We start from the raw sequence: 24,045 nt of genomic DNA, 5'->3' as shown, positions 1-24,045 counted from the left end.
CTCCGTCCCCTAGCTTACCCGACCACCCGGCCGATCATGCGCAGCTCATCCTGCGGGCGGATGGGGATGGGCGCGTATTGCGGGTTGAGCGAGAGCAGATAGCACACCTCGCCCTGCTGGAATTTTTTACAAAACGCATCCCCGTTGAGCAGAAAGATGCCGATCTCCCCATCCTCCAGGGTCTGCTGCTGGCGCACGAACACCACCTGCCCGTCCACAAAGCGGGGCTGCATGCTGTCCCCCCGCACGCGCACGGCAAAGTTAGCCTCGGCCGGGGCATTAGGCGCCTCCAGCAGCTCGTAATGGTCGCTATCCAAAAACAGGCCCGTGCCGGCGGATACCGGCATATCGTATAGCGGCAGGGTACGCACCCGCGCCGCGCCGCCGGCAGATGGATGCAAGGCAAACGCCTCATCCCCGCGCAGCAGGCGGATATATTCAGCCGCGCGGGCGCGCCCCGTGGCATTGAGCCCGGAGAGCAGGTCTTTCTCCCCCGCGCCGTCAAAGGCGGCCAACAGATCCCGCACGCCATAGAGCCGGCATAGATAGAGCAGCTGCAGTCCATCGGGCCGGCTGGCGCCCTGCTCCCATTTCGAGACCGCCTTGTGCGTCACCGCCAGCCCTTGGCGGCTGAGGTATTCCGCCGCCTGGGCCTGGGTCATCCCCGCCGCACGGCGCAGGCGGGCCAGATTTTTTGCTAATTCCATCTGTTTCACCCCTTTTGCCCATTATAGCGGAATATCCACGGGAGCGCAACCGAATATTCTCCTATTTAGAGAATATTTCCACTTTACTTCTCTTTAAAAGAGAATTATAATCATTATAGTCGCTTATAAGGAGAGTGAGAGCGCATGCGTACGGTGCTGCACGTGGATATCAACAACTGTTACGCCGCCATCGAGTGCCTGCACCACCCGGAGCTGCGGGGCAAGCCCGTGGCTGTGGGCGGGGATGTGGAGGCGCGCCACGGCATTATTCTGGCCAAAAACCAACTGGCCAAAGCCCGGGGCGTCAAGACCGGGGAGGCCCTGTGGCAGGCGCGGGCCAAGTGCCCGGGGCTGATCATCCTGGAGCCGGATTTTGCCCGCTACCTGCGCTTTAGCCGCCTGGCCCGGGCGCTGTTTGCCGAATATACCGATCAGGTAGAGCCCTTTGGGCTGGACGAAGCCTGGCTGGATGTAAGCGCAAGCTGCGCCCTGCACGGGGGCGGCGGCGCCATCGGCCAGGAGATCCGCCGCAGGATGAAACAAGAGCTGGGCATCACGGTCTCGGTGGGGGTCTCCTTTAACAAGGTGTTTGCCAAGCTGGGCAGCGATGTGGCGGGCCCGGATGAGGTGCGCCTGTTCTCCCCCCAAAATTACCGGCAGGCAGCCTGGCCGCTGCCGGTGGGCGATCTGCTGTATGTGGGACCGGCCACCCGGCAAAAGCTATACAAGCGCAACATCCCCACCATCGGCCACCTGGCCCAGACCTCGCCCCGGCTTTTGCAGCAATGGCTGGGCAAATGGGGCTTGATCCTGCACGCCTTTGCCAACGGGCAGGACTGCTCGCCCGTGCGGGCGCTGGACGAAGCGGAAGCCATCAAGAGCATTGGCAACTCCACCACCACGCCCCGGGATCTAAAGGACGACCGGGATGCGCGCACGATATTCTGGATGCTGGCCGAATCCGTGGCGGCCCGGCTGCGGGAGAGCGGCTTTGTATGCGATACGGTGCAGATCAGCCTGCGGGACAACGGCCTATTCCGCTTTGAACGGCAGATGCGCCTGCCTCGGCCCACCTGTTTGGCAGCGGACATATGCGGTGCGGCCATGGCCATATTGCAGGCCAACTATAGCTGGGATAAGCCCCTGCGCTCCATCGGCCTTAGGGCCTGCGGGCTGCATAGCGCCGCCCAGCCCAGCCAGACCCTGCTCTTTGAGCCGGAGGCCGCGCGGGAGCGCCGGGAGGCCGCCGAGCGGGCCGTAGAGGATATCCGCGCCCGCTTTGGGCCGGACGCGATCTGGCGGGCGGCCACCGGGCTGGATGATACGCTGCGGCGCATCCACCCCAAGGAAGAACACGTGATCCATCCGGTGGGCTTTTTCCATGCCGGTTAAAAGGAGGGATGAACGATGACTGGCAGCGCTTACTCCCCCAAGGCCTACGTGGGTGTGGAGGCCTACTTCAGCCCGGAGGGGAAGATCCTGCCCCGGTGCGTAGAATGGGAGGATGGCCGGCGCTACGCGGTGGACCAGGTGGTGGACATCCGCCCGGCGGCCAGCCTGCGCGCAGGCGGGGCGGGCATGCGTTACACCGTGCGCATCGGCCAGCAGGAGACTTTTATCTTTCTGGAGGAGAACCGCTGGTTTGTGGAGCGCAAGGGGCTATGAATATGCGCAGGCCGCGCCGTACATGATGAAAAGAAAAAACCGGCCCCAAGGGCCGGTTTTAAGGCTACCGTTACGCTTGATCTTCCGCCTGCTCCCGCTTGCGGGCGGCCTTTTCCGCCTTTTCCCGGCGGCGGGTCAGGTACAGGTTTATAGCCGTCAGCACCACGGCCGCGGCGGGCACTGCGACCAGCCATCCCATAGCGATGGACATGTGCAAAAATACCGACATGTATAAAATACAGGCCGAACCCGCCAGCGAGATAAACCAGAGGATGCTTAAAGCCTGTTCCCCTTTGCTGCGCATGCAAGCGCCCCCTTTCTCACTATCTTAAAAGAAGCGGCGCCGCCCATAAAAGGCGGCGCCACCGCTTTATTGAGCCTTAAGCCTTATTTGCAAACGGCCAGGGCCTTTTCAACCACGTTATCCACCGTGAAGCCAAACTCCTTAAACAGGATGGAAGCCGGAGCGGAAGCGCCAAAGTGATCCAACGCGATCACTTCGCCATCCAGGCCCACGTACTTGTACCAGCCAAAGGGACTGGCAGCCTCCACGGCCACGCGGGCGCGCACGGCCTTGGGCAGCACGCTTTCCTTATAAGCCTCATCCTGGGCGTCAAACAGCTCGAAGGAGGGCATCGAAACCACGCGGGCGTCCACCCCTTTTTCCTTCAGGGCGTCCTTGGCCTGCATGATCAGCTCCACCTCGGAGCCGGTGGCCATCAAGATCACATCCGGCGTAGCCTTTTCGCTGTCCGCCAGGATATAAGCGCCCTTTTTCACGCCGCAGCCGGTATTCTCGTACTGGGGCAGGTTCTGGCGGGTCAGCACCAGCGCGCAGGGGCCCTGATGGGTCATGGCCACCTGCCAGGCGGCGGCGGTCTCCTTGCCGTCGGCCGGGCGCAGCACCGTCATCCCCGGGATGGAGCGCAGCATGGCCAGCTGCTCGATGGGCTCATGGGTGGGGCCGTCCTCGCCCACGCCGATGGAGTCATGCGTCAGCACATAGGTCAGCGGCAGCTGCATGATGGCGGAAAGCCGGATAGCATGCTTCATATAATCGCTAAATACGAAGAAGGTGGACACATAGGCGCGCAGGCCGCCGTGCAGCACCATGCCGTTGCCGATGGCCGCCATGGCAAACTCGCGCACGCCAAAGTGCATGTTGCTGCCACTGTAATCCTCAGCGGAGAAATCCCCGCGGTCCTTCATCAGCGTCTTGGTAGAGGGCGCCAGGTCCGCCGAACCGCCGATCAGGTTGGGCACCTTGGCCGCCAGGCGGTTCAGGGCGATGCCGGAGCTGTTGCGCGTGGCGTCCGCCTTGGGGAAATCCCAGTAGGACTCGTCCGCAAAAATGCTCTCGTCCACCTTGCCGCTAAACCAGCAATCCCACTCCTTGGCCAGCTCGGGGAAGGCCTTTTTATAATTTTCAAACAGCGCGTTCCACTCGTCCTGGGCCTTGGCGCCGGCGTCAATGCACTGCTGCATATGGGCCTTAACTTCCTCAGGTACGGTAAAGGGCGGGTAATTCCAGCCCAGATTTTTACGGGTGGCTTCCAGGTTCTCCTCGCCCAGGGGCTCGCCATGGGCGGAAGATTTGCCCTGCTTGGCCGGGCAACCGTAACCGATCTCGGTATGCACCACGATCAGCGAGGGTTTGCCGGTCTCCTGCTTGGCTTTGGCGATGGCAGCGGAGATGGCGTCCACATCCGTGCCGTTTGCCACGTCGATCACCTGCCAGCCATAGGCCTCATAGCGCTTGGCTACATCCTCGCGGAAGGCGATATTGGTGTTGCCCTCAATGGAGATGGTGTTGCTGTCGTACAGCACGATCAGCTTACCCAGGCCCCAGGTGCCGGCCAGGGAGGAAGCCTCCGAGGAGATGCCCTCCATCAGGCACCCATCGCCCACCAGCGCGTAGGTGTAGTGATCCATCACATTGTAGCCTTCGCGGTTGAACTTGGCGGCCAAATGCGCCTCAGCTACAGCCATACCCACGGCATTGGCCACGCCCATGCCCAAGGGGCCGGTGGTGGTCTCAACGCCTACCGTGTGGCCATACTCGGGATGGCCGGGGGTCTTAGAGCCCCACTGGCGGAACTGCTGCAAATCCTCGATGGTCAGGCCGTAGCCGAACAGGTGCAACAGCGAATACAGCAGCATGGAGCCGTGGCCGGCGGAGAGCACGAAGCGGTCCCGGTTGATCCACTGGGGATCCTTGGGGTTATGCTTCATCTGCTCGGCCCACAGCGCGTAGGCCATGGGGGCCGAGCCCATCGGCAGGCCGGGATGGCCGGAGTTGGCCTTCTGCACGCCCTCGGCAGAGAGCATGCGAATGGTGTTGACCGATAATTCCTTGACACAGGGCATGAAAATTTACCTCCCTTAATTTGTTGAGCGGTTGATTTTTTCTCTTACACGCAAAGGCTTTTGACAAAAGCCCATATGCATCTATTATAACGCACTTGCGCCACGATGGAAAGGCCTTTACAGGCTTTTCTCAAGCGGGCTTACGTCCAGGCCGGGCATGCTTTGCAGCACCGGCAAAAGCTTTTGGGCGATTATGCGCGCCCCGCCCGCCGCGTCGGATTCGATATTCAGCGGCATGATGGGGTCGTGTACCGACAGGCGCAAAAGGAACCAGCCCTCCCCCTCCCCGGGGCCAAAGCTGACGCGGATGCCCTCGCGGTTATCGTCGGCCACCTGCCAGAGCGGCTGTGCCGCGGCATAGGCCTCCAGATCAGATATCACCCGCTGTCCGCAAGCGGCAAAGTCGGCCTCGGTGATGGGCAGGCGTACCTCCTGCATCTCCAGCGGCTCTTTCAGATCCCGGATCAGGTCGGCAATATCCCCGCCTGCGCGGCGCTGCCGGGCCAAACGGATCAGAATCTTGACCATGAGATAGGCCCCGTCGTCCAGGTTATAGTTCTCCGCCAGCGCGCCGTGGCCGCTGGTCTCCATGGCCATGGGGCAGTCTTTGCCGGCGGCGTTTAACTCCACCATTTTGTCGATCACGTTTTTATAGCCCCGGCGGTAGCGGTAATGCACCCCGCCCAGATGCTGCTCGATAAAGGTTTTAAGGCCGGTAGAGGTGATCGAATCGGTGACCACTACCCCGCCGGGATGCGCCTCCAGCTCGATGGCGGCGATGAGCGCGATCAGCTTATTGCGGTTGATCTCGTTGCCCGCCCGGTCCACCGCGCCCGCCCGGTCCACATCGGTATCGAAGATCAGGCCGATGTCCGCCCCGCTTTGCAGCACCGCCTCCCGGATGGAGGCCATGGCCTCGGGCTCCTCCGGGTTGGGGATGTGGTTGGGAAAGCGCCCATCCGGCTCTAAAAAGCGGCTGCCGGCGGTATCCGCGCCCAAGGGGGCCAGCACCCCGTCCACAAAAAAGCCGCCCACGCCGTTGCCCGCGTCCACCACTACGTGCAGGCCCTTTAGCGGGTGCGCGTAATCCTCGGGGTCGTTTACGCCGGCGCGGATCTTATCTACCAGCATTTGGGCGTACAGGGGCAAAAAGTCCCGCCGCTCCACCCGGGCCGGCGCGCCCTGGCAGGGGGTGGCGTTGGCCATCTCCAGGATAGCTTTAAGCTGCGCCTCCTCCAGGCCGCCTGCAGGGGTAAAGAACTTAAGCCCGTTGCGGTCAAAGGGGTGGTGGCTGGCGGTGATCATCACCGCCCCGTCCATCATAAAGCCCTCTGTCACGCAGGTCATAAACATCGCGGGGGTGGAGATCAGCCCCACATCCGTTACGGCGCAGCCCGCCGCGCCCAGGCCCTGCAGCACCGCCGCCTTGATCCGCTGCGCGGACAGGCGGGAATCGTGCCCCACACTGATGCGCAGCGTTTCGGCCTCGGCGCCCTTTTTCCCGGCCAGCCATAGGGCAAAGCTATGGGCGATGCGGCGCACCGCCTCGTCGGTCAGGTTCACTTCCCGTCCCGCATCCGGCAGGGCCACGCCCCGCACGTCGGTTCCGGACTTCAGCTTTCTTAAATCCTGCTCCATGTCTTTCCTCCTGATTTTTATTGATAAGCTTGATGGTTCGCCCCTTGTTTCATGCGCGCGCGAGATCTATCGGTTTATGTGCTAGTCATTCCGAGCGGATGCGAGGAATCTCACGGCAGCCATTTGTCTGCGCATTAGGTACGATCGCCCAGAATGCGCAGGGCCAAGAAGGCGTGCACTAGATTCTTCGCTCCGGCTTCGCCTGCGCTCTGAATGACAACAGGATGAGAACGTTCAGGTAATGATTTTGGTTCAGATGCATCTCTCCCTCCGGCGCACCCAAAGGCGCGCCACCTCCCTCGTCAGAGGGAGGCAAGTGGGGGGTAAATCGAAGGGCATAGCATAAGCGAAACGGCTGGAGAATTAATTGGTTCATTAGCATCGGAGGGCTTGAAAACCTCCGTCCCCACCACGGAGTGGCCGTTTGGGGAAATCTATAGCACCCGCTGCCTGTGGCAGATGAAGGGTGCGATGATTTCTGTGAACGTGAGGTGCGCCCAAGCGGCCGACGCGCCGCGATGGGCAAACCCACAGTGAACAGAGAACCTTTAGGTTTAGGGATTGTTAAGGGAAATCTATAGCGCCCGCCGCCAGTGGCGGGAAAAGGGCGCGATGATTTCTGTGAGCGTCAGCTTTCTGCAAGGCTTGCCGCTGCAGAAAGCCCCAGCGAACAGAGGGGCTTTAGCCTAGGGGGGAAATCGGAATCCCCCTTCCCCCTTAACATATATAATCCGTTCCCTAACTTTCCTCCCTGCTTTGCTTTATCTTCGTTTTTATCTCTGAACGAAAGCCCATATTTTCCCGCGCAGGTCATCATCTCTAATTCTATCATTCCGCGCGAATATGAGGAATCTCTTTTATAACCGCTGGGGCCGGCTTTTCCCTAGCCGCAAAAGGTTTTATGCAGCTTTACTGCCAGAGGCCATGCGCACTAAAAATCCTCGTACTCGTCTTTATCCAGCTCCAGCGCCTCATAGGCCTCCCGCAGGGCCGAGGCGATCTCATCCCAGCCAAAGCCCTTGCGGTAAAGCGCCTGCCCTGCCTTGCCCATGGCCTCGCGCCGGGGCAGCGCCGCGTAGCGGCGCAGCGCCTTTTCGGCCTGGGCGGCCAGCAGCTGGGCTTGGCGCTCCTCATCCAGCTCAGAAACGGCCTGCTCGGCCACCGCATCGGGCACGCCCTGCATTTTCAGCGCCCGGCGGATGCGGTGCGGGCCCTGGCCCGCGGCGTTCAGCTTCCCCTGGGCAAAGTTTTTGGCATAAGCTGCATCGTCCACAAAGCGGTAGCCCTTGAGCTTTTGGAGCGTATCGTCGATCACATCCTGTGCAAACTCCCGGGCGCGCAGGTAATCGCGCACCTGCTTTTCGGTACGGGCGCGGCGCTCCAGGCAGGTCAGCGCCCGGTCAAAGGCCACCCGCCGCTCGTCCTGCGCCGCGGCCTGGGCCACCTGCTCCGGCTCGATTTCCATCCCCATGGCGATACGCAGCCTGGCGCAGGTCTCCTTCTCCAGCGAAAAGGCGTATTCCCCATCCAGATAGATGTTGACCCGGGTACGGTTGCGCTTTTGATCCTCAATAGCCGTGACCAGCGCCATGTCCTTCTCGCCCCCTTTTAAAAATTCGAATCAAAATCATTATAAACGCTTTTGCCCTTCCAGGCAAACGTCCAGAAATTGGCCGGTATACTTTCGGACGCCCAAGCGGAAAATAGGGACGTATTCCAATAAAGGAGATGAAAGACATGAGCAACAATTGCAGCCTTTCTACCAAGGATCTGAGCATGTTGGAGGACGTGCTGGGGCAGGAGGCGCACGCCTGCAAGGTGTGCGAGTTTTACGCCCGCCAGTTTAACGACCAGCAGCTGTCGAATTTCGCCAGCCAGCTGGCGCTCCACCATCAGCAGCGTTATTCGGGGCTGATGGCGTTTTTGAACCAACATTAACCTTTAAGAAAAAAGGAGATCCGAGAACATGAATGAAAATCCCTTTGTACAGTTGACTGAGCAGGACATGCTGACCGACCTGCTCAGCCAGGAAAAGCAGATCGTCGGCCTTTATTCCGTGGCGATCACCGAGGCTTCCACGCCGGAGTTTCGCCAGGTGCTGGGGAACAATTTTACCAACACCACGCAGGATCAGTACCAGACCTTTGACTACATGCAGCAAAAGGGCTTTTACAAGATCAAGCAGGCCCAGGCCCAGGATATTGACCAGGCCAAGCAGACCTACTGCAAGATGGAAAACGAGCTGACCAAGTAACCTTTATTGGGATACCTTTCCCAGTCCCGATGTTTAGACAGGGACAAAAAAGCGCCGGATTATTCCGGCGCTTTTTTCATGATGCCTTCTCCCTTTCTTTTCGCCTTTTCTCCGCCAGGCGCAGGGCCAGATATACGGCCGCCCCGGCCGCCATCAGCCCCGCCGCCATCAAGGTATAGGGCGCCATCTGCGCGTACCAGGGCGCGCTGAACTGCTCATAAAAGCCGGGATGCGCGGCATAATCGCAGATCAGCCAGATCCACTTGCCGATATACACGCCCAGTGTGGAAAAGATCAACAGCACGCAAAAACGCCTGGCCCGCTTCATCATTAACGCCCCTCCTCTTTTCTGCGGCGCGCGCCCAGCCCCTTGCAGCGGCGCAGGAATTGACGCGCCATACGGAAGCTGAAATCCACCATCGTTTGGGTCGCCCTTCCTAAGCCCAGCATCACCGGCAGCGCCAGCGCGCACAGGATGAGCAGCAGCACCGTGCAGTGCAACGAAAGGCGGCTCATATCAAACAACCAGTGGAAGTAGGTGGCGCTAAGGGCGATGCCCGCCACCATCGCCGCCACAATGGCCCAGCGCCACAGGTTCATGGGCCGGCCGATATAGCAGATGATGAGCAGCCCTACGACGGACATGAGTATCGTCGCGGCGGTGGAGATCATCTCGTCGGGTATCCCCATCCACCTTCCCACCAGCATCAGAATGCTGACCAGGATAAAGTCCGTAATTCCGGCGGGAAAGGCCCGTTCGATCACATTGCGCAAAAAGGTGCCCTTAATCCGCCGCTTGTTGGGCTCCAGCGCCAGTAAAAAGGCCGGCGCGCCGATGGTAAAGGCGCTGATCAGCGAGATCTGCGCCGGGCCCACCGGATAGGTGCACATCAGCACGATGGAGAAAAAGCTCATGAGAAAGGAAAAGATATTTTTGACCAGAAACAGGCTGGCCGACCGCTCGATATTGTTGACCACCCGCCGCCCCTCGTCCACCACAAGCGGCATGCGGGCAAAGTCGTTGTCCAGCAGTACCAGCTGGGCGGCCTGGGCAGCCGCATCGCTGCCCGAGGCCATGGCGATGGAACAGTCCGCATCCTTTAAAGCCAGCACATCGTTCACGCCGTCCCCGGTCATGGCCACGGTATGCCCCGCACTTTTCAGCGCCCGCACCAGCGCGCGCTTTTGGGCGGGCGTTACCCGGCCAAAGACGGTATAGCGGGTAGCGGCCTTGCAAAGCGCCTCCTCCGTTTGCAGGGTGGAGGCGTCCACATAGTTTTCGGCTCCGTCGATGTGGGCCTGCATCGCTACCTGGGAGACGGTTACAGGATTGTCTCCGGAGATCACCTTGACCTGCACGCCCTGCTGCGCAAAGTAGCCAAAAGTCTGGGCGGCGGCTTTGCGAATGGGGTTGCGCAGCAGCACCAGGCAAAGCGGACGCACCCCCGCCGTCAACGCCCGGCCATCGGCCCGGCCGGCGTATTGGGCAAAGACCAGCACCCGCGCCCCCCGGGCGGCGTGGCTCTGGATCAGCGCCTGATATTCGCCGAACCGCTCGCGCAGTACGAACTCCGGCGCGCCCAGCACATAGCAGCCCTCCTCAAAGGTGGCCGAGCTGTATTTGCAGGCGGCGGAAAACGAGGTCACCCCCAGGGGCCTGCGCCCCTGCCCTTGGGTAAAATAGGCCTTAACCGCCTCCATGGTGATATTATCGCTGGCCTGGGCGGCGGCAAAATCCCCCAGCAAGGGCAAAATATCCCCTTCATCTGAAAGGGGCACCGCGCCCTCTACCCGCATTTCCGGCTCGGTGATGGTGCCGGTCTTATCCACGCACAGCACATCCACCCGGGCCAGCATTTCAATGCAGTTCATCTCGTGCACCAGCACCTTGCTGCGCGCCAGGCGCATCACGCTGATCACCAGCGCCACGCTGGCCAGCAGGTACAGCCCCTCCGGGATCATGCCGATCAGCGCGGCCACCATGCCCACCACGCTCTCTTCCACCGTGTTGCCCACCAGCAGCCACTGGTGTAAAAACAGGATCACGCCGATGGGGATGATGATCAGCCCCACGGCCTTGATCAGCCGGTTCAGCGCCAGGATCATCTTGCTTTGGCCCACGCCCTTGCTCTTTTTGGCCTCCAGCGTCAGGCGGGAGATATAGCTGTCCGCCCCCACGGCGACAAGGCGGGCCTTGCAGACGCCTGAAACGATAAAGCTGCCGCTCATCAGCTGATCCCCCGGGCCCTTGGCGATCTCGTCCGCCTCGCCGGTGAGCAGCGCCTCGTTGACCTGCGCCTCGCCTTCCAGAACCACGCCGTCCGCGCAGATCTGGTTGCCCGCGGTAAAGATCACCACGTCGTCCAGCACCAGCTCTTCGGCCCTGAGCGTCTGCTCCCGCCCGCCGCGCAGCACCCGCGCCGTGGGGGCGCTGAGCATGGTCAGCTTTTCCAACGTGCGCTTGGAGCGCACCTCCTGCACGATGCCGATCAGGGTGTTGAGCACCACGATGGGCATAAAGGTCAGGCTCCGGTACGAGCCCACCAGCGCCACCAGCACGGCCAGCACCACGAATATCAGGTTGAAAAAGGTAAAGACGTTGTCGTGGATGATCGCTTTGACGGTTCTGCTCTGCGCGTCCACCGCAACGTTGACAAGGCCCATGGCTTTGCGCAGCGCTACGTCGCTCTCCTCCAGGCCCCGCTCCGGCGTGGGCTCGCGCAGGGCGCCGCCCGCGCCCGTCTTTTTCCCGTGAACTTTCATGTTTTATGGTCTCCTAAAGTCATTGGCGCCGCCCGCCATCCAGGGCAGCCCGCGCGTTTTCACCGCCGTCTAAGTAAAGGCCCCCTATATACATCTATTCCCCTTCCAGCAAAGGGATAACCTCGTCAAGCGAGGATACCTGCGCATACAAAAGCGCCCGGGTCTCCGGAGAGGGGACGATCAGATCCGGCACCATAATGGGCCGGCACCCGGCCCGATAGGCCGAGAGTACGCCCACCGGCGAATCCTCCAGGGCGATGCAGCGCTGCGGCGCAAGGCCCAGCGCCCCCGCCGCGGCCAGGTAGATATCCGGCTCGGGCTTGCCGCGGGCGATCATATCCCCGCAGATGATGGCGTCAAAATACCCGTCCACCGCCACCTTTTTCAGGTAGCCGGTGGCCCGCTCCCGCGCGGTGGAGGTGGCCACGGCGATTTTATAGCCGCCGGCCTTTAAAAAGTCCAGCAGCTGGTAAAGCCCCGCCTTGACCGGCAGGCCATTTGCCTCAATATCCTGCGCCAGCAGCTGGTTGCGCACCTGGCGGCAGGCTAGAAAGTCCTCCTCCCGGGCAAAAACTTCGGCAAACACCTTTTTGGTATTCTCCGCATTCAGCCCCAGCGTGCGCTTGACCACGTCCTCCCCGATGGGGAAACCCATCTGCTCCCCGGCCCTGCGCCAGGCCTTCATCATCAGCCGCTCGGTATCGATCATCAACCCATCCATATCAAAAATCGCGCCCTTGATCGCCAATCTACCCATCCTCCTCAAGCACTTTATTCCTATCCGTTATACCACGCCTTGCCTGTTGGCCGCAACCGGGCGAATTTTTATTAGTTTGCTAAATATCTTATTGACATACCGTAAATCGCCCTCCTATAATAGTCATAAAGAGAGAATAAGAAGGGGGATCATTTTTTATGGCACTTATCAAAATGAACTTTTTATCCCAGGTGCTGGGGATGCAGACCAACATCACCGTGGCGCTGCCATCGTTCAGCTTTGCGGATATCGTGCAGGGAGCCCAGAGTTATTACGTGCCGGGGATGAAGTTCCAGGTGCTTTACCTGCTGCACGGCGGCTCGGGAGATGACAGCGACTGGGTCAATTTCTCCTCCGTGCTGCGCTATGCCGACGATAACAAGCTGGCCATCATCATGGCGCCGGCTTTCAACTCCTCCTATGTGGATATGGTCCACGGGGGGCGGTACTTCACCTTTTTTACCGAGGAGCTGCCCCAGGTCTGCCAGGCCTTCTTCCCCATTTCCGATAAAAGGGAAGATACCTTTATCGCCGGGCTGTCCATGGGGGGCAACGGGGCCATGCGCCTGGCCCTGAAGCGGCCGGACCTGTACAGCCAGGCGCTGTGTATGAGCGGCGCCGCCTTTGACGTGCAGGAGCTCAAGCGCCGGGCAGCCCAGCCTCCCTTTAATACCGCGGGGCGCATCGCCATGCCGGATATGGAGGATACCTATGGCGACCTTAACGCCTTTGAGGGCAGTGAAGAGGATATGTTCTTCGTCGCCAAGCGCAACCTGGCGCAGGGCAAGCCCATGCCCAAATTCTATTTTGCCTGCGGCGGAGATGATTTTGCCTTAACGACCGTGCGCAAAGCGCACGAACACCTGAAATCCCTGGGGTACGATACCCAGCTCGAGGAGATCCCCGGCTATGGGCACGAGTGGGATTTCTGGGATCTTTACATTCGCAAGGCGATCGGCGAGCTGTTCCCCTTAATACGCAAACCGATTTTGCCAAATTAAACCCTCTCAACGCGAAGGGGCTGCAGGACGATCCTGCGGCCCTTTCGCCATTTTATACAAATTTTACCAGGGGATGTGGGCCTATCCCTTCCCAATCCGGCGCGAATATGCTATACTTACACCGAGTAAACACTTTTTAAGGAGGGTCATATTATGGCAAAACTTCCGGTTGCAGTACAGGTCTACTCCGTACGGGAGGACGCTGAGAAGGACTTTAAGGGAACCATCCAAAAAATCAAAGATATTGGCTATGACGCGGTGGAGCTGGCCGGCCTTTACGGCATGAGCGCCCAGGAGGTGCGCAAGGTATTGGACGAGGTGGGCATCCGCGCCCTGTCCGCCCATGTGCCTTATGTGGAGCTGATTGGCGATACCGAAAAGACCATTGACGACTATATCACCATCGGCTGCGAGTACATCGCCGTGCCCTACCTCACCGAGGAATACCGCCCGGGCACGCCCGAGTATCCCCACGTGATCGAGGAGATCGAGCGCATCGGCCGCGCCTGCAAGCAAAAGGGCGTGACCCTGCTTTACCACAACCACGACTTTGAGTTTGCCAAAATGCCGGACGGGCAGTATGCGCTGGATTATATGTACGAAGCCATCCCCGCGGATTTATTGCAGACGGAGCTTGATATCTGCTGGGTGCGCGTGGCGGGCGAGTGCCCCAGTGCCTACATCCGCAAGTATGCGGGCCGCTGCCCGGTGGTTCACCTGAAGGACTACTACAAAGAAGAGGGCAAAGAGGCGGGCGCCATGTACGAGCTGATCGGCATCGACGGGGAAAAGCCCAAGGAGCAGGGCGCCTTTGAGTTCCGCCCCGTGGGCTATGGCCACCAGGATATGCCCTCCGTGCTGGACGCGGCCGTTGCCTCCGGCGCCAAGTGGGTGGTCGTCGAGCAGGATCGCTCGGTGGGCCGCACCCCCATGGAGGCCATTACCCTGAGCCGGGAATACCTGCGCCAGCTGGGTTGGTAAACGAATACGGTTTGTAAAACGCAAGGGCTTTGGAAATCCAAAGCCCTTGTTTTTTTAGGCGCCAGGTAAACCATAGCCCGGCCATGCAGGGCGGCAAACCGTCTTTTACTCGGTACAAAACCGCATGTTCCCTTCCCCTACCGCACCAGCACCCTCCCCAGCGCCACGGCGGCGATGCAGCCCGCTACGCTTAGCGTTACATACAGCACAGCCGCGCCCCACCGTCCGCCCGAGAGCAGGCCCTGTGCCTCCAGCGCAAAGGTAGAAAACGTGGTAAACCCACCGCAAAGGCCCACCTTTAAAAAGAGCATCCATCCCGGGTCAAAGGCCTGCTTTTGCGCCAGCGCCGCGAGCAGCCCGATGACCAGCGCCCCTAAGATATTGATGCCCAGTGTGATGAGCGGAAACCCGCCCATCTCCCGAACGGGGATCAGCCCCAGAAGATAGCGCGCAACTGCGCCCAGCATGCCGCCCAAGCCTACGAACACGCAATTGATCATGATCTGCATCTCAAATGACCTCCCTGCCCTTAGGGCATAAAAATAAGCCGACTTCTCCTGCATCCCTGCAGAAGTCATCAGCTTTACCAGCGGTTCGGGCCTTATGGTCCGGGGAGCACTTCATTCCCCATTAAGCTTTATTCTACCACAGCCGCGCACGGGAATCCAGCCGCCAGACGCAAAAGGAAGCGGTGCTGCCGACCGCTCCTCACGCGCGCCATCGGGCTAGCCTTCCCGCCTTCGCAGGTTGGGGGCCGGGGCAAAAACCCCGTGCAAGCTCATCCGCCCGCGCAAAACGCTTCAAACAGCTCAAGGCGGCGCGCATGGCCAGCTATCAGCGGATCCAAGGGGCGTTTCTATCGGGCCTGCCGCAGCCCCGCCAGGGCGTAACCGGTTTGCACAAACGCCCCAATTCCTTTACATCATCAATTCCATCGCGTCGCCCACGTGCTCGATAGCTACAAGTTCGATCCCATCCGGCAAGGCCACGCCCCGCAGCCCGTCTTTGGGCACCACGCAGCGGTGAAAACCCAGCTTTACGCACTCGGCCAGCCGCCGCTCCATCTGGGGCACGCCGCGCACCTCCCCGGTCAGGCCGATCTCGCCGATGCACACCATGTCCATAGGCAGGGCCTTGCCCCGGAAAGAGGAGACGATCATCATGGCGATCCCCAGGTCCACCGCCGGCTCGTCCAGGCGCAGGCCGCCGGCCACGTTGATATAGATATCCTGGTTGCCAAGCGCCAGGTGCATCTTTTTTTCCAGCACCGCCGCCATCAAGATCAACCGGTTATAATCCACCCCCGAGGCCTGCCTGCGCGGCATGCCAAACGAGGTGGTGGTGACCAATGCCTGCAGCTCCACCAGTACCGGCCGGGTGCCCTCCATGGCGCAGACCACGCCGCTGCCCGGCACCGGCTCCGGCCGGGAGGAAAGAAACATCTCCGAGGGGTTGTCCACCTGTACGATGCCCTGATTCTTCATCTCAAAAAGGCCGATCTCGTTGGTGGAGCCAAAGCGGTTTTTGACCGCCCGCAGGATGCGGAACTGATGGTGGCGATCCCCCTCAAAATACAGCACCGCGTCCACCATGTGCTCGAGCACCCGCGGCCCGGCGATGGCCCCCTCCTTGGTCACATGCCCCACCAGCACGATGGCGCAGCCCATGGTCTTGGCCAGGCGCATCAGGTGCCCGGTCACCTCGTGCACCTGGGATACGCTGCCCGGCGCGCTGGTCAGCGCCTCGCAGTACAGGGTCTGCACCGAGTCGATGATCAAAAGGTCGGGCTTCATCTCCTCGGCCTCGGAGAGCACCGCCTCCATCTGCGTTTCAGCCAGGACGTAAAGCTCCGGCGCGTCCACAGAAAGCCGGGCCGCCCGCATCTTGATCTGCCGGGCGGATTCCTCCCCGGACACGTACAGCACCCGGGTACCCCCCGCCGCCAGCGCGCCGGATACCTGCAAAAGGATGGTGGATTTGCCGATGCCCGGGTCGCCCCCCAGCAGCACCAGGCTGCCCGGCACCAGCCCGCCCCCCAGCACCCGGTCCAGCTCCGTAAAGCCGGTGGAGCGGCGCGCATGGTCCTGCGCGGGGATCTCGTCGATCCGCACCGGCCGCATCTTGTGCGCGGTGCTGCGCGCCCCCCGGGCCCCGGGCTTGGCGGCCGCGGCCACCTTCTGCTCGGTCATGGTATTATATTCCCCGCAGCCAGGGCAGCGCCCCACCCACCGGATGGACTCCTGCCCGCAGTTGGAGCAGAAAAAAACCGTCTTTTCCTTGGCCATCGCTCTATCCTTCCCCTTTACGAATCTTCCTGCGGCGTGGGCTCTGGCGCAGGTTCCGTCTCCGGCGTAGCCTCGGGCTCCGGCGCGGGCTGCGCGGCCAGCTCTGCCCGGTAGGCCGCCATGCCGCCCTCGCAATCCAGGCGCTGGAGGCAATACTTGTCCTTTTGCTCCTGCAAATTCGTCACGTCGAACCAGAGCACGGTCTTGCCCGCCATGGCGGGCAGCATGGCCTTTTGCCCCTCGGGCGAGAGTCGGAAGTACTGCCCATCCGCCCAGCGGTAGGCCCATATCGCCTCATCCCGGCTGTAGCACAGGTATCCCTCGCCTATGGCGTAGGCGGTCACATTCTCATCTACCAGATGGGCCTTGCCCTGGCCCACGCTCAAGTACAGCTTGGATTCCGGCGCCTTATTGGCGTCGATCCACGCGATGGCGTCCCCACAGGCCACCGGCTCGTGCACATAGGTGCCGGGCGCATAGGTGTCAAAGATCAGGTTGCCCTCCTCGTCCACCTGGGATTCGGAGAGATACTGGAACACCTGGATCACGCTCTTTTCGCCCGCCTCCCGTTGCTGCGCGCTCTGGTCCGGATCCGGCGCGGCCCAAAGGATGGCGCTATCCGTAATGCAGGGCGCGCTCACCCCATAGGTGGCCGCATCCTCAAAGGTGGCAAGGGCGATATTCTCCTGCGATTTCAGGTCGATCAGGTAGAGCTTATCCACATTCTCGTCGGTCTGCTCCATCCAGATCAGGCTGTCCCCCGCCAGGCGCAGCTTGGGCTTGCCGTTGGGGCACTCCTTGATCCGGGTGCGCGCCCCGCTCGCCCGGTCGATACAATAGATCACGTTATTCTGGGCCATATCGCTATCCACATAGCAGATATACCGGTCGTTTATCTGGGTTTCGTAGATCTCCCCGTTTTCGATCTCGGTCTTAGCCACCTGCTGGCAGGTCTCATCCCGCAGCGAGTACAGGTACAGCCCGCTGAGCACCGGTTTATCGATCGCCCCATCCCCGGCGGAAAAGAGCAGCTCATCCCCATAAAGGCAGGGCTGGTTCAGGTACTGAAAATCCAGCTCCGGCGCCCACACGCCCGCGGTAGCGTCCCCCGCCTGCGCCCGGGATTCGCCTGGGCCGGGCGTTGCAGGCGCTAACGTAATCTCCCCGCCAGGTGCGCTTACACTGACAGGCGCCGGCTCATCTACCCAGGGGCGCCACAGAAATAGCCCCAGCGCCGCTGCCAGGGCCAACGCGCCGGCCCCTGCGGCAATAGCCTTGCCGCGGGCAGGGGCCGGTCTGCTCCCCGCGCGGGGCCTTGGCGCTACGGCCATGGGGTTGCGTTTGCGGTTGTGGTGATAACGCTTGCGCTGCATATTGACCTCTCAGCTCTTTATTGATGCCCTCATTATACCAATAAACGGCGTCGCCGCAAATACCGCGGCGCACGTATTGGTTATAATAGCCTATGCGCGGGCGGCGCTTAAATATCCGCATCCGATGGATAGAGGATTGCGGCCGCCTGGGCGCTGATGCCCTCGCCCCGGCCCTCAAAGCCCATATGCTCGGTGGTGGTGGCCTTGAGCCCCACCTGCCCTAAGCCGATGCCCATGGCCCGGGCCAGATTCTCCCGCATGCGCCCAATATGCGGGGCGCACTTGGGGGCCTGGGCCACGATGGTGGCATCCACATTTCCGATGGCATACCCGGCCTGCCGCACGCGCGCGGCCACCTGCTCCAGCAGCGCGATGCTGTCCGCCCCCGCATAGGCCGGGTCGTTATCCGGAAACAGCTTGCCGATATCCCCCAGCGCAGCGGCGCCCAGCAGCGCATCCATCACCGCGTGGGTCAGCACGTCCGCATCGCTATGGCCCAAAAGCCCCTTTTCGTAGGGGATATTGACCCCGCCCAGGATCAGCGCCCGCCCCTGCACCAGCGCGTGCACGTCAAAGCCGGTGCCGATCCGCGGGCCGGGCCGCGCACCCTGCCTGCGCCGCAGGATCTGGCGGGCCAGCGCCATGTCCTGGGGCGTGGTCAGCTTGATATTCTCCTCGTCCCCTTTGGATAAGTAAACCATTTGTCCCATCTCCTCGAGCAGGGCCGCGTCGTCCGTGGCGTTGGCGCCCGCCTGCGCCGCGGCGGCATGGGCCTGCATGATCGCCTCAAAGCAGAAGGCCTGCGGGGTCTGCACCGCGTACAGGTTGGCCCGCTCAGGCGTGGAGAGGATCTTCCCCTCTCCGTCGGTCAGCTTGATGGTATCCTTCACCGGCAGGGCCGCAATGCCGCTGCCCTTCTCCCGGGCCGAGGCCAGCGCCGCGCCGATCACCTCGCCCGTGACCAGCGGCCGCGCCCCGTCGTGGATCAGTACGTAATCGATCCCCTCCCCCAGGGCGCACAGCCCCGCGCAGACCGATTGGGTGCGCTGGGCGCCCCCATTGGCAAACGTCACCTGGGCCTCCCCTTTCAAGGGCTTCAGCGCTTCACGCGCCGCCCCCTCCTCGCCGGGGGCCAGCACCACGGCGATGCGGCGCACCCCAAAGTCCATAAAAGCCTGAACCGACCAGGCCAAAACGCTTTTACCGCATAGCGGCAAAAACACCTTATTCACATCCGCGCCCATGCGGTTGCCCCGCCCGGCCGCGACGATGACCGCTCCTACCTCCATACCCAAATGCGCCCCCTAGTTCAGCGGGCGGTACATCTCCGCCGCCTCGCCCTTGGGCACGTGCTCGGATACCCGCAGCACCTCATAGCGCAGCAGCTTTTCGCCAAACTGGATGGCGATCTCATCCCCCGGCTTGACCTCGCTGCCCGCCTTGGCCTGCCGGCCGTTGAGCGATACGCGGCCCGCATCGCAGGCCTCGTTGGCCACGGTGCGGCGTTTGATGATGCGCGAAACCTTCAAATACTTATCTAACCTCATCTTATCCCCCTATAGCATAAGAAAGCCGGGCCCGCATGCGCGCAGCCCGGCCAACCCATTTTATGGTTTAGTGGTTCACGGAATCCTTGAGCAGCTTGCCGGGTTTGAAAACCGGGCTCTTGGACGCCGGGATGGTGATCTCTTCCTTCGTCAAAGGATTGCGGCCCATGCGCTCGGCGCGCTCACGCACCTCAAAGTTGCCAAAGCCCACGATCTGGACCTTGTCGCCCTTTGCCAACGCTTCCGACACAACCGACACAAAGGCATTTACGGCCGCTTCTGCATCTTTCTTCGTGCAATCGCACTTTTCGGCAACCGCCATAACCAATTCTGCTTTGTTCATAAGTTGAAACCTCCTATTTTACTTAAAAGATAAACGAACCTGAATTAATCTTAATTCGCTATATAATTGGAATCTCCTTCTCTTACGGCCGAAAAAAACCGTAAATATTCTGTATCCAAGCCCTTTAGCCGATGCCTTTAGCCTTGGCCTCCTCCCACAGGGCGTCCATCTCGGGCAGCGTCATCTCCTGCAGGCTGCGGCCCAGCTGGGCGGCGCGGCTTTCCACATAGTTAAAACGGCGGATGAACTTCTCCGTAGAGGCGTTAAGCGCCATTTCCGGCTGTACGCCGGCCATCCTGGCCACGTTGACCACGGCAAAGAGCAGGTCGCCCATCTCCAGGGTCAGCTTATCCTCACTGCGGGGCTGCGCCTTGTACTCCGCCATGAATTCCCGCGATTCTTCTTCTATCTTCCCCAGGGCGTCTTCAATATATTCCCAGTCAAACCCCACTTTTTTGGCCTTTTGCTGCACTTTTGCCGCCCGCATCAGCGCCGGGAAGGTGCGGGGCACGTCCTGCATCACCTCGGTCTGGGTGCGCAGCTGCTTTTCCTTTTTCTTGATCTCCTCCCAGGTATCCAGCACCGCCTCGGCATCGCCCGCCTTACCATCTGCAAAGATGTGGGGATGGCGGCGGATCATCTTCTCGCAGATGTGGGTGCAGATGTCCCGGTCGTCAAAATCCCCGCGTTCAGCAGCCACCTGGGCGTGGAACACCACCTGCAACAGCAGATCCCCCAGCTCGTCGGAGAGCTTGTCCATATCCTGCAGGGCGATGGCATCCGCCACCTCGTAGGCCTCCTCGATCACATACGGCTTTAAGCTCTCGTGGGTCTGCTCCTTATCCCAGGGGCAGCCCTGGGGCCCGCGCAGCGTGCGCATGATGGAGAGCAGATCATCAAAAGTATAGCGCACCCGCTCCCTGCGCGCCTGGGCGGGCAGCACCAGGGTGCTCAGGTGGGTAACGCTCTGGCGATCCAGCTCGTAAAGGGGCAGCGTCTGGGCCTTATCCTCGCCGGCATCATACAGGCAGGCGGGCATATCGTCCCCATAGCTTTCGGCCAGCGCCAGCTTACACGCCCCCGCCAGCAAAGGGTTGTCCAGCTGGGCGACGATCAGCGGCAGTTCGGGGTTTGGCCGGGTATCGGGCAGGTCCTGCGCGCTGAGCAGGGTATACCCTTCCCCCTCGGGCAACAGGCCCTCCAGCGCCGCAGCCCCTGCGGCGGGCGCGGCGGCCGATACCCCGGCCACAAAGCGGCAGGCGATGCCCCGCGCCCTGGCCTCGCGCAGCAGCGGCTGCACCACGGCCTCGCCGTGAATGCCGTCCCCCGGCACGCCGAAGGCCACATTTTCCCCCGGTGTGGAGAGGATGCGCGCGATCAGCGCGGCGTTGAGCGCGTCAAAATCCGCCGCTTCCTCATATAGCGCGTCCAGCGCCGTAAAGGCCAGCCCGTTTTCCTTTAGATAGTCTGCGGCGCCATGCTTTTGCGTGCGCAGCAGCACCGCGTCCGCGCCGCTTAGCGCCTGCACGGCCTCCAGCGTCAGCCATTTGGCCTGCTCCGGCCCCAGGCCTACCAGCGTTAACTGCTTCATCGTCCGTTCCCTCCCTTGACTTTGCGGGGCGTTTTCCAAATATGCATCCGGCACAGCAGCCGCGTGATCTTGGCCCCGCCGGGGATATAGGCCATATCCGCCGGGCGGATGGCCTTGGTGATCAGCAGCATGAATACGTACACCAGCGCCGCCACGCCGATGGCCAGGATCGTGACGATGGTATTGCTGTGGATGAGCTTGCGCGCCCACAGGTTGACAAAGTAGACCGCCACGCCCATGCCCCCGGCCGAGAGCAGCGGGCGCACCAGCATATCCCCAAAGCGCAGCCGCATATGCGAGAGCTTGGCGGCCATCACCACATCCACCAGCGCCGCTACCGAGTAGCAGCAGATGGTAGAGATCGCCGCGCCTTTGATATTGATCTCGGGGATGCCCAGCAAAATGTAGTTGACCACCACCTTGGTCAGCGCGCCGATCAGCAGCGCGAACACCGGCACCCCGACCTTGCCCAGGCCCTGGAGCACGCCGGTCATGGTCTGCACGATGCTCAGGAAGAACACCGCAATGCTCATCACCCCCAGCAGTTCCACCGCGATGGCCATTTCATCCGCCGTGCCGGTGCGGTAGAGCATGGATAAGATGGGTTCCGCCATCAGGTACATGCCCACCGCGCAGGGCAGGCCGATGAGGATGGCCAGCTTAAGCCCGGTTTCGGCCTTGGTGCGCACCGCCACCGGCGAGCGCTCCGCCACCGAGGCGGAGATGGCCGGCACCAGGCTCATGGACAGGGCCACCGTCAGCACTGCGGGCATGTTGACCAGGGTATTGACCTGGCCGGTCAGGATGCCCAGCAGCGTGCGCCGGGCTTCCAGCGCGTAGCCGATGGCCTCCAGCCGCCCGTGGATCATGGCGGTATCGATCATCTGCGCCACCGGCATGATGATGCCGCCCAGGGTGATGGGGATGGCCATGGCCGCCAGGTTGCGCAACACCGCGCGGAAAGAGAGGATGTGCCTGCGCGGGCTTTGGCGGATATCCTGCTTGATCTCCCCTTTATTGCGGTTATACATGCCGATCAGCAGCACCAACGCCGCCACTTCGCTTAAAGTGACGCCCAAAAGCGCGCCCGCCGCGCCCGCGGCCGGGCCGCCGGTCAGGTACATCTGGTAGGCCAGGTATAATCCGATGGCCAGCTTGCCGATCTGCTCGACCACCTGGCTGGCCGCGGTAGGCACCATGCGCTGCAGGCCCTGGAAATAGCCCCGGTAGGCCGAGAGCAGGGAGACGAAGAACAGCGCCGGCGCGATGGCCATGATGGAGCTTGCCGCCATCTCATCGCCCAGGCCCTGGGCGATGAGGCGGTTGCCCGCCAGCATCACCAGACTGGTGATCAGGCCGATGATCAGCAGCACCCGGAAGGCGACTTGAAAGATGCGGTGCGCATTTCGGTAATCCCCCACGGCGGTCTTTTCCGCCACCATCTTGCTGATAGCCGTTGGAATGCCGGAGGTGGAGATCACCAGCAGCGTAGAATAGATGGGGTAGGCCACCTGATAGATGCCCATGCCCTCGGTGCCGATCATATTGGTCAGCGGAATGCGGTAAAAAGCGCCGATGATCTTGACGATCAGCCCGGCAAAGCCCAGTATGGCCGCGCCCGCGACAAACGATTTGGTTGTTTTGCTCATGCTTCCAGCCTTTCTTGCCCTGCCGCTCTCCAAAGGGGAAGGCGGTTATTCTAAATCATGGGCGCGCGCCCTGGCTGCTTCGCCGGGCGCGCACTATTTCATATTCATCCATTTAGCCGCCCAAGAGGCGTTATCAGTATTATATCATTATTTGCCCTATCTCAAAACCATATTTTACATTTTTGCAAAGTGTGCGCCCGCAAATGCGGCCGCAGCATCTGTTATACTGATATTAAAGAAGCGATAAAGGAGGTAGGAGCTGATGAAACGCATACTAGCCCTTTGCCTTGCACTTGGCTGCCTGGCGCTGTGGGGCTGCGCACCGCCTAAGAGCGAGCCCCAACCCAGCGCCGTACCCTCTCCCACGCCGCAGGCCAGCGCCGCCGCGCCCTCCCAGGCGCCCGCCGGGGCGCAGGCCAGCTACCGGGGCAAAGTTGTGCAGGCCGGGACGGATACCCTGCTTTTGGCCGGCCAGGGCGGCCAGGGCGACCTTTGCACCCTGGCGCTAAAGGACGTGGCCCTGACCGACGCTTATGGCGAACCGCTTAAAGTTGGGCTATCCGGCGGCATGGAGGTCGAGGTGGGCTACAGCGGCGTAATTCTGGAGACCTACCCCGCCCAGCTGGCGGGCCCGGTCAGCCTGCGGGTGATTGAGACCGGCGAAGACTGGGTGGGCCTTTACGCCCAAGTGCTGCAGGACCTGTTCCGCGCGGACGAGAGATTAAACGAGGGCATTTCCCGTACGGTATTCGATCTTTCCGCCGCCGGAAACCTGAGCGAGAGCGAAAAGAGCGCCCTTGTCTACCGCATGGGCCAGGCGCTGGGGTATGAGGCTGAGACGGGCAGCTATGAAACCCTGCAAAGCGAGGGCAGCATCGACCCGGCCGAGCCCTATTTTGAGGACGGGCTGCTGTTTAGCCTCAAGCTCAAAGAACAGGCGGACGGGCGCATCACCTTTGACGCGGAAAAGTGGCGCAGCGCCCTGGGCGCCTATGTGTTCTACGATTGTACGGCCCTAAAGCAGGACGGTGTGTGGCGCTATACGGTGGGCAGCCACATGGTTTCCTAGTGCCAACAATATTCGGCATTTTCTTGCCGTAGCGCTGCCGCTGTGGTACGATACG

23 protein-coding genes and 1 riboswitch are annotated in these 24,045 nt (G+C 61.5%); of the genes, 7 read left to right on the top strand and 16 right to left on the bottom strand.

Annotated features, from left to right (window positions below):
- Window positions 1–14 precede the first annotated feature (14 nt).
- Window positions 15–707: a helix-turn-helix domain-containing protein gene (locus tag H8699_RS11210; RefSeq protein ID WP_138296391.1), complete on the bottom strand. Its 693-nt coding sequence runs from the start codon at window positions 705–707 to the stop codon at window positions 15–17.
- A gap of 144 nt (window positions 708–851) precedes the next feature.
- Here H8699_RS11210 and H8699_RS11205 point away from each other — a divergent pair, with 144 nt between their 5' ends.
- Together H8699_RS11205 and H8699_RS11200 are read left to right on the top strand one after the other, a co-directional pair.
- Complete coding sequence (locus tag H8699_RS11205) at window positions 852–2,099, top strand: DNA polymerase Y family protein (protein ID WP_249285765.1); 1,248 nt, start codon at window positions 852–854, stop codon at window positions 2,097–2,099.
- Between the two features lie 15 nt (window positions 2,100–2,114).
- Complete coding sequence (locus tag H8699_RS11200; RefSeq protein ID WP_249285764.1) at window positions 2,115–2,372, top strand: hypothetical protein; 258 nt, start codon at window positions 2,115–2,117, stop codon at window positions 2,370–2,372.
- Window positions 2,373–2,442: 70 nt separating this feature from the next.
- Here H8699_RS11200 and H8699_RS11195 read toward each other — a convergent pair whose 3' ends face one another.
- The 4 genes from H8699_RS11195 to H8699_RS11180 form a co-directional block, all read right to left on the bottom strand.
- A complete protein-coding gene (locus H8699_RS11195; protein WP_138296388.1) occupies window positions 2,443–2,676 on the bottom strand; it encodes a hypothetical protein in 234 nt (77 codons plus the stop codon).
- A gap of 83 nt (window positions 2,677–2,759) precedes the next feature.
- A complete protein-coding gene (gene tkt, locus H8699_RS11190; protein ID WP_249285763.1) occupies window positions 2,760–4,739 on the bottom strand; it encodes a transketolase in 1,980 nt (659 codons plus the stop codon).
- 117 nt (window positions 4,740–4,856) lie between these two features.
- Window positions 4,857–6,377: a phosphohexomutase domain-containing protein gene (locus H8699_RS11185; RefSeq protein WP_249285762.1), complete on the bottom strand. Its 1,521-nt coding sequence runs from the start codon at window positions 6,375–6,377 to the stop codon at window positions 4,857–4,859.
- Between the two features lie 931 nt (window positions 6,378–7,308).
- Window positions 7,309–7,968 carry a RecX family transcriptional regulator gene (locus H8699_RS11180; RefSeq protein ID WP_249285761.1) on the bottom strand — a complete coding sequence of 220 codons (660 nt, stop codon included), beginning with the start codon at window positions 7,966–7,968 and terminating at the stop codon, window positions 7,309–7,311.
- A 146-nt stretch (window positions 7,969–8,114) separates the two neighbouring features.
- Between H8699_RS11180 and H8699_RS11175 the strand changes: the two genes are divergently transcribed.
- Complete coding sequence (locus H8699_RS11175) at window positions 8,115–8,315, top strand: hypothetical protein (RefSeq protein ID WP_249285760.1); 201 nt, start codon at window positions 8,115–8,117, stop codon at window positions 8,313–8,315.
- A gap of 28 nt (window positions 8,316–8,343) precedes the next feature.
- Window positions 8,344–8,631 (top strand): spore coat protein, encoded by a 288-nt coding sequence (locus tag H8699_RS11170; protein WP_249285759.1) that lies wholly within the window; start codon window positions 8,344–8,346, stop codon window positions 8,629–8,631.
- A 76-nt stretch (window positions 8,632–8,707) separates the two neighbouring features.
- On the opposite strand, the gene H8699_RS11165 is transcribed toward H8699_RS11170, so the two are convergent.
- The 3 genes from H8699_RS11165 to H8699_RS11155 all read right to left on the bottom strand — a co-directional run bounded on the left by H8699_RS11165 (window position 8,708) and on the right by H8699_RS11155 (window position 12,142).
- Complete coding sequence (locus H8699_RS11165) at window positions 8,708–8,962, bottom strand: hypothetical protein (protein WP_249285758.1); 255 nt, start codon at window positions 8,960–8,962, stop codon at window positions 8,708–8,710.
- Window positions 8,962–11,394 (bottom strand): cation-translocating P-type ATPase, encoded by a 2,433-nt coding sequence (locus H8699_RS11160; RefSeq protein WP_330605236.1) that lies wholly within the window; start codon window positions 11,392–11,394, stop codon window positions 8,962–8,964. The genes H8699_RS11165 and H8699_RS11160 overlap by 1 nt, the downstream gene beginning before the upstream one ends.
- A 94-nt stretch (window positions 11,395–11,488) precedes the next feature.
- Window positions 11,489–12,142 (bottom strand): HAD family hydrolase, encoded by a 654-nt coding sequence (locus tag H8699_RS11155; RefSeq protein WP_249285757.1) that lies wholly within the window; start codon window positions 12,140–12,142, stop codon window positions 11,489–11,491.
- Between the two features lie 167 nt (window positions 12,143–12,309).
- Here H8699_RS11155 and H8699_RS11150 point away from each other — a divergent pair, with 167 nt between their 5' ends.
- Together H8699_RS11150 and H8699_RS11145 are read left to right on the top strand one after the other, a co-directional pair.
- The gene (locus tag H8699_RS11150) at window positions 12,310–13,152 is read left to right on the top strand and encodes an alpha/beta hydrolase (RefSeq protein WP_249285756.1); all 843 of its coding nucleotides are present in this window, start codon (window positions 12,310–12,312) and stop codon (window positions 13,150–13,152) included.
- A 153-nt stretch (window positions 13,153–13,305) separates the two neighbouring features.
- Window positions 13,306–14,133 (top strand): sugar phosphate isomerase/epimerase family protein, encoded by an 828-nt coding sequence (locus H8699_RS11145; RefSeq protein ID WP_249285755.1) that lies wholly within the window; start codon window positions 13,306–13,308, stop codon window positions 14,131–14,133.
- A 137-nt stretch (window positions 14,134–14,270) separates the two neighbouring features.
- On the opposite strand, the gene crcB is transcribed toward H8699_RS11145, so the two are convergent.
- The 8 genes from crcB to H8699_RS11105 all read right to left on the bottom strand — a co-directional run bounded on the left by crcB (window position 14,271) and on the right by H8699_RS11105 (window position 22,921).
- Window positions 14,271–14,633 carry a fluoride efflux transporter CrcB gene (gene crcB, locus H8699_RS11140; protein ID WP_249285801.1) on the bottom strand — a complete coding sequence of 121 codons (363 nt, stop codon included), beginning with the start codon at window positions 14,631–14,633 and terminating at the stop codon, window positions 14,271–14,273.
- A gap of 61 nt (window positions 14,634–14,694) precedes the next feature.
- Window positions 14,695–14,770: riboswitch (Fluoride riboswitch) on the bottom strand.
- A gap of 280 nt (window positions 14,771–15,050) precedes the next feature.
- A complete protein-coding gene (gene radA / locus H8699_RS11135) occupies window positions 15,051–16,418 on the bottom strand; it encodes a DNA repair protein RadA (RefSeq protein ID WP_249285754.1) in 1,368 nt (455 codons plus the stop codon).
- A 17-nt stretch (window positions 16,419–16,435) separates the two neighbouring features.
- On the bottom strand, window positions 16,436–17,791 hold the full coding sequence (locus H8699_RS11130) for a hypothetical protein (protein WP_249285753.1): 1,356 nt from the start codon (window positions 17,789–17,791) through the stop codon (window positions 16,436–16,438).
- 107 nt (window positions 17,792–17,898) lie between these two features.
- Complete coding sequence (ispD, locus tag H8699_RS11125) at window positions 17,899–19,080, bottom strand: 2-C-methyl-D-erythritol 4-phosphate cytidylyltransferase (protein ID WP_249285752.1); 1,182 nt, start codon at window positions 19,078–19,080, stop codon at window positions 17,899–17,901.
- Between the two features lie 15 nt (window positions 19,081–19,095).
- Complete coding sequence (locus H8699_RS11120; protein WP_138296374.1) at window positions 19,096–19,338, bottom strand: RNA-binding S4 domain-containing protein; 243 nt, start codon at window positions 19,336–19,338, stop codon at window positions 19,096–19,098.
- 67 nt (window positions 19,339–19,405) lie between these two features.
- Entirely contained in the window at window positions 19,406–19,681 is a 276-nt protein-coding gene (locus H8699_RS11115) for an HU family DNA-binding protein (protein WP_138296373.1), read from the bottom strand.
- Between the two features lie 124 nt (window positions 19,682–19,805).
- Entirely contained in the window at window positions 19,806–21,272 is a 1,467-nt protein-coding gene (gene mazG, locus H8699_RS11110) for a nucleoside triphosphate pyrophosphohydrolase (protein ID WP_249285751.1), read from the bottom strand.
- The gene (locus H8699_RS11105; protein WP_249285750.1) at window positions 21,269–22,921 is read right to left on the bottom strand and encodes a putative polysaccharide biosynthesis protein; all 1,653 of its coding nucleotides are present in this window, start codon (window positions 22,919–22,921) and stop codon (window positions 21,269–21,271) included. The genes mazG and H8699_RS11105 overlap by 4 nt, the downstream gene beginning before the upstream one ends.
- Before the next feature lie 262 nt (window positions 22,922–23,183).
- Between H8699_RS11105 and H8699_RS11100 the strand changes: the two genes are divergently transcribed.
- Window positions 23,184–23,990 (top strand): hypothetical protein, encoded by an 807-nt coding sequence (locus H8699_RS11100; RefSeq protein WP_249285749.1) that lies wholly within the window; start codon window positions 23,184–23,186, stop codon window positions 23,988–23,990.
- The last annotated feature ends 55 nt before the right edge of the window (window positions 23,991–24,045 follow it).

The sequence above is a fragment of the Luoshenia tenuis genome, from assembly GCF_014384745.1.
Taxonomy (GTDB): domain Bacteria; phylum Bacillota; class Clostridia; order Christensenellales.
The sequence above is the reverse complement of the archived record's forward strand: the minus strand, read 5'-3'. Positions and strand labels throughout refer to the sequence as shown.

Coding starts and splice junctions, on each gene's coding strand:
- H8699_RS11210 (WP_138296391.1), bottom strand. CDS start 707: ATGGAATTAGCAAAAAATCTGGCCCGCCTGCGCCGTGCGGCGGGGATG.
- H8699_RS11205 (WP_249285765.1), top strand. CDS start 852: ATGCGTACGGTGCTGCACGTGGATATCAACAACTGTTACGCCGCCATC.
- H8699_RS11200 (WP_249285764.1), top strand. CDS start 2,115: ATGACTGGCAGCGCTTACTCCCCCAAGGCCTACGTGGGTGTGGAGGCC.
- H8699_RS11195 (WP_138296388.1), bottom strand. CDS start 2,676: ATGCGCAGCAAAGGGGAACAGGCTTTAAGCATCCTCTGGTTTATCTCG.
- tkt (WP_249285763.1), bottom strand. CDS start 4,739: ATGCCCTGTGTCAAGGAATTATCGGTCAACACCATTCGCATGCTCTCT.
- H8699_RS11185 (WP_249285762.1), bottom strand. CDS start 6,377: ATGGAGCAGGATTTAAGAAAGCTGAAGTCCGGAACCGACGTGCGGGGC.
- H8699_RS11180 (WP_249285761.1), bottom strand. CDS start 7,968: ATGGCGCTGGTCACGGCTATTGAGGATCAAAAGCGCAACCGTACCCGG.
- H8699_RS11175 (WP_249285760.1), top strand. CDS start 8,115: ATGAGCAACAATTGCAGCCTTTCTACCAAGGATCTGAGCATGTTGGAG.
- H8699_RS11170 (WP_249285759.1), top strand. CDS start 8,344: ATGAATGAAAATCCCTTTGTACAGTTGACTGAGCAGGACATGCTGACC.
- H8699_RS11165 (WP_249285758.1), bottom strand. CDS start 8,962: ATGATGAAGCGGGCCAGGCGTTTTTGCGTGCTGTTGATCTTTTCCACA.
- H8699_RS11160 (WP_330605236.1), bottom strand. CDS start 11,394: ATGAAAGTTCACGGGAAAAAGACGGGCGCGGGCGGCGCCCTGCGCGAG.
- H8699_RS11150 (WP_249285756.1), top strand. CDS start 12,310: ATGGCACTTATCAAAATGAACTTTTTATCCCAGGTGCTGGGGATGCAG.
- H8699_RS11145 (WP_249285755.1), top strand. CDS start 13,306: ATGGCAAAACTTCCGGTTGCAGTACAGGTCTACTCCGTACGGGAGGAC.
- crcB (WP_249285801.1), bottom strand. CDS start 14,633: ATGATCAATTGCGTGTTCGTAGGCTTGGGCGGCATGCTGGGCGCAGTT.
- radA (WP_249285754.1), bottom strand. CDS start 16,418: ATGGCCAAGGAAAAGACGGTTTTTTTCTGCTCCAACTGCGGGCAGGAG.
- H8699_RS11130 (WP_249285753.1), bottom strand. CDS start 17,791: ATGCAGCGCAAGCGTTATCACCACAACCGCAAACGCAACCCCATGGCC.
- ispD (WP_249285752.1), bottom strand. CDS start 19,080: ATGGAGGTAGGAGCGGTCATCGTCGCGGCCGGGCGGGGCAACCGCATG.
- H8699_RS11120 (WP_138296374.1), bottom strand. CDS start 19,338: ATGAGGTTAGATAAGTATTTGAAGGTTTCGCGCATCATCAAACGCCGC.
- H8699_RS11115 (WP_138296373.1), bottom strand. CDS start 19,681: ATGAACAAAGCAGAATTGGTTATGGCGGTTGCCGAAAAGTGCGATTGC.
- mazG (WP_249285751.1), bottom strand. CDS start 21,272: ATGAAGCAGTTAACGCTGGTAGGCCTGGGGCCGGAGCAGGCCAAATGG.
- H8699_RS11105 (WP_249285750.1), bottom strand. CDS start 22,921: ATGAGCAAAACAACCAAATCGTTTGTCGCGGGCGCGGCCATACTGGGC.
- H8699_RS11100 (WP_249285749.1), top strand. CDS start 23,184: ATGAAACGCATACTAGCCCTTTGCCTTGCACTTGGCTGCCTGGCGCTG.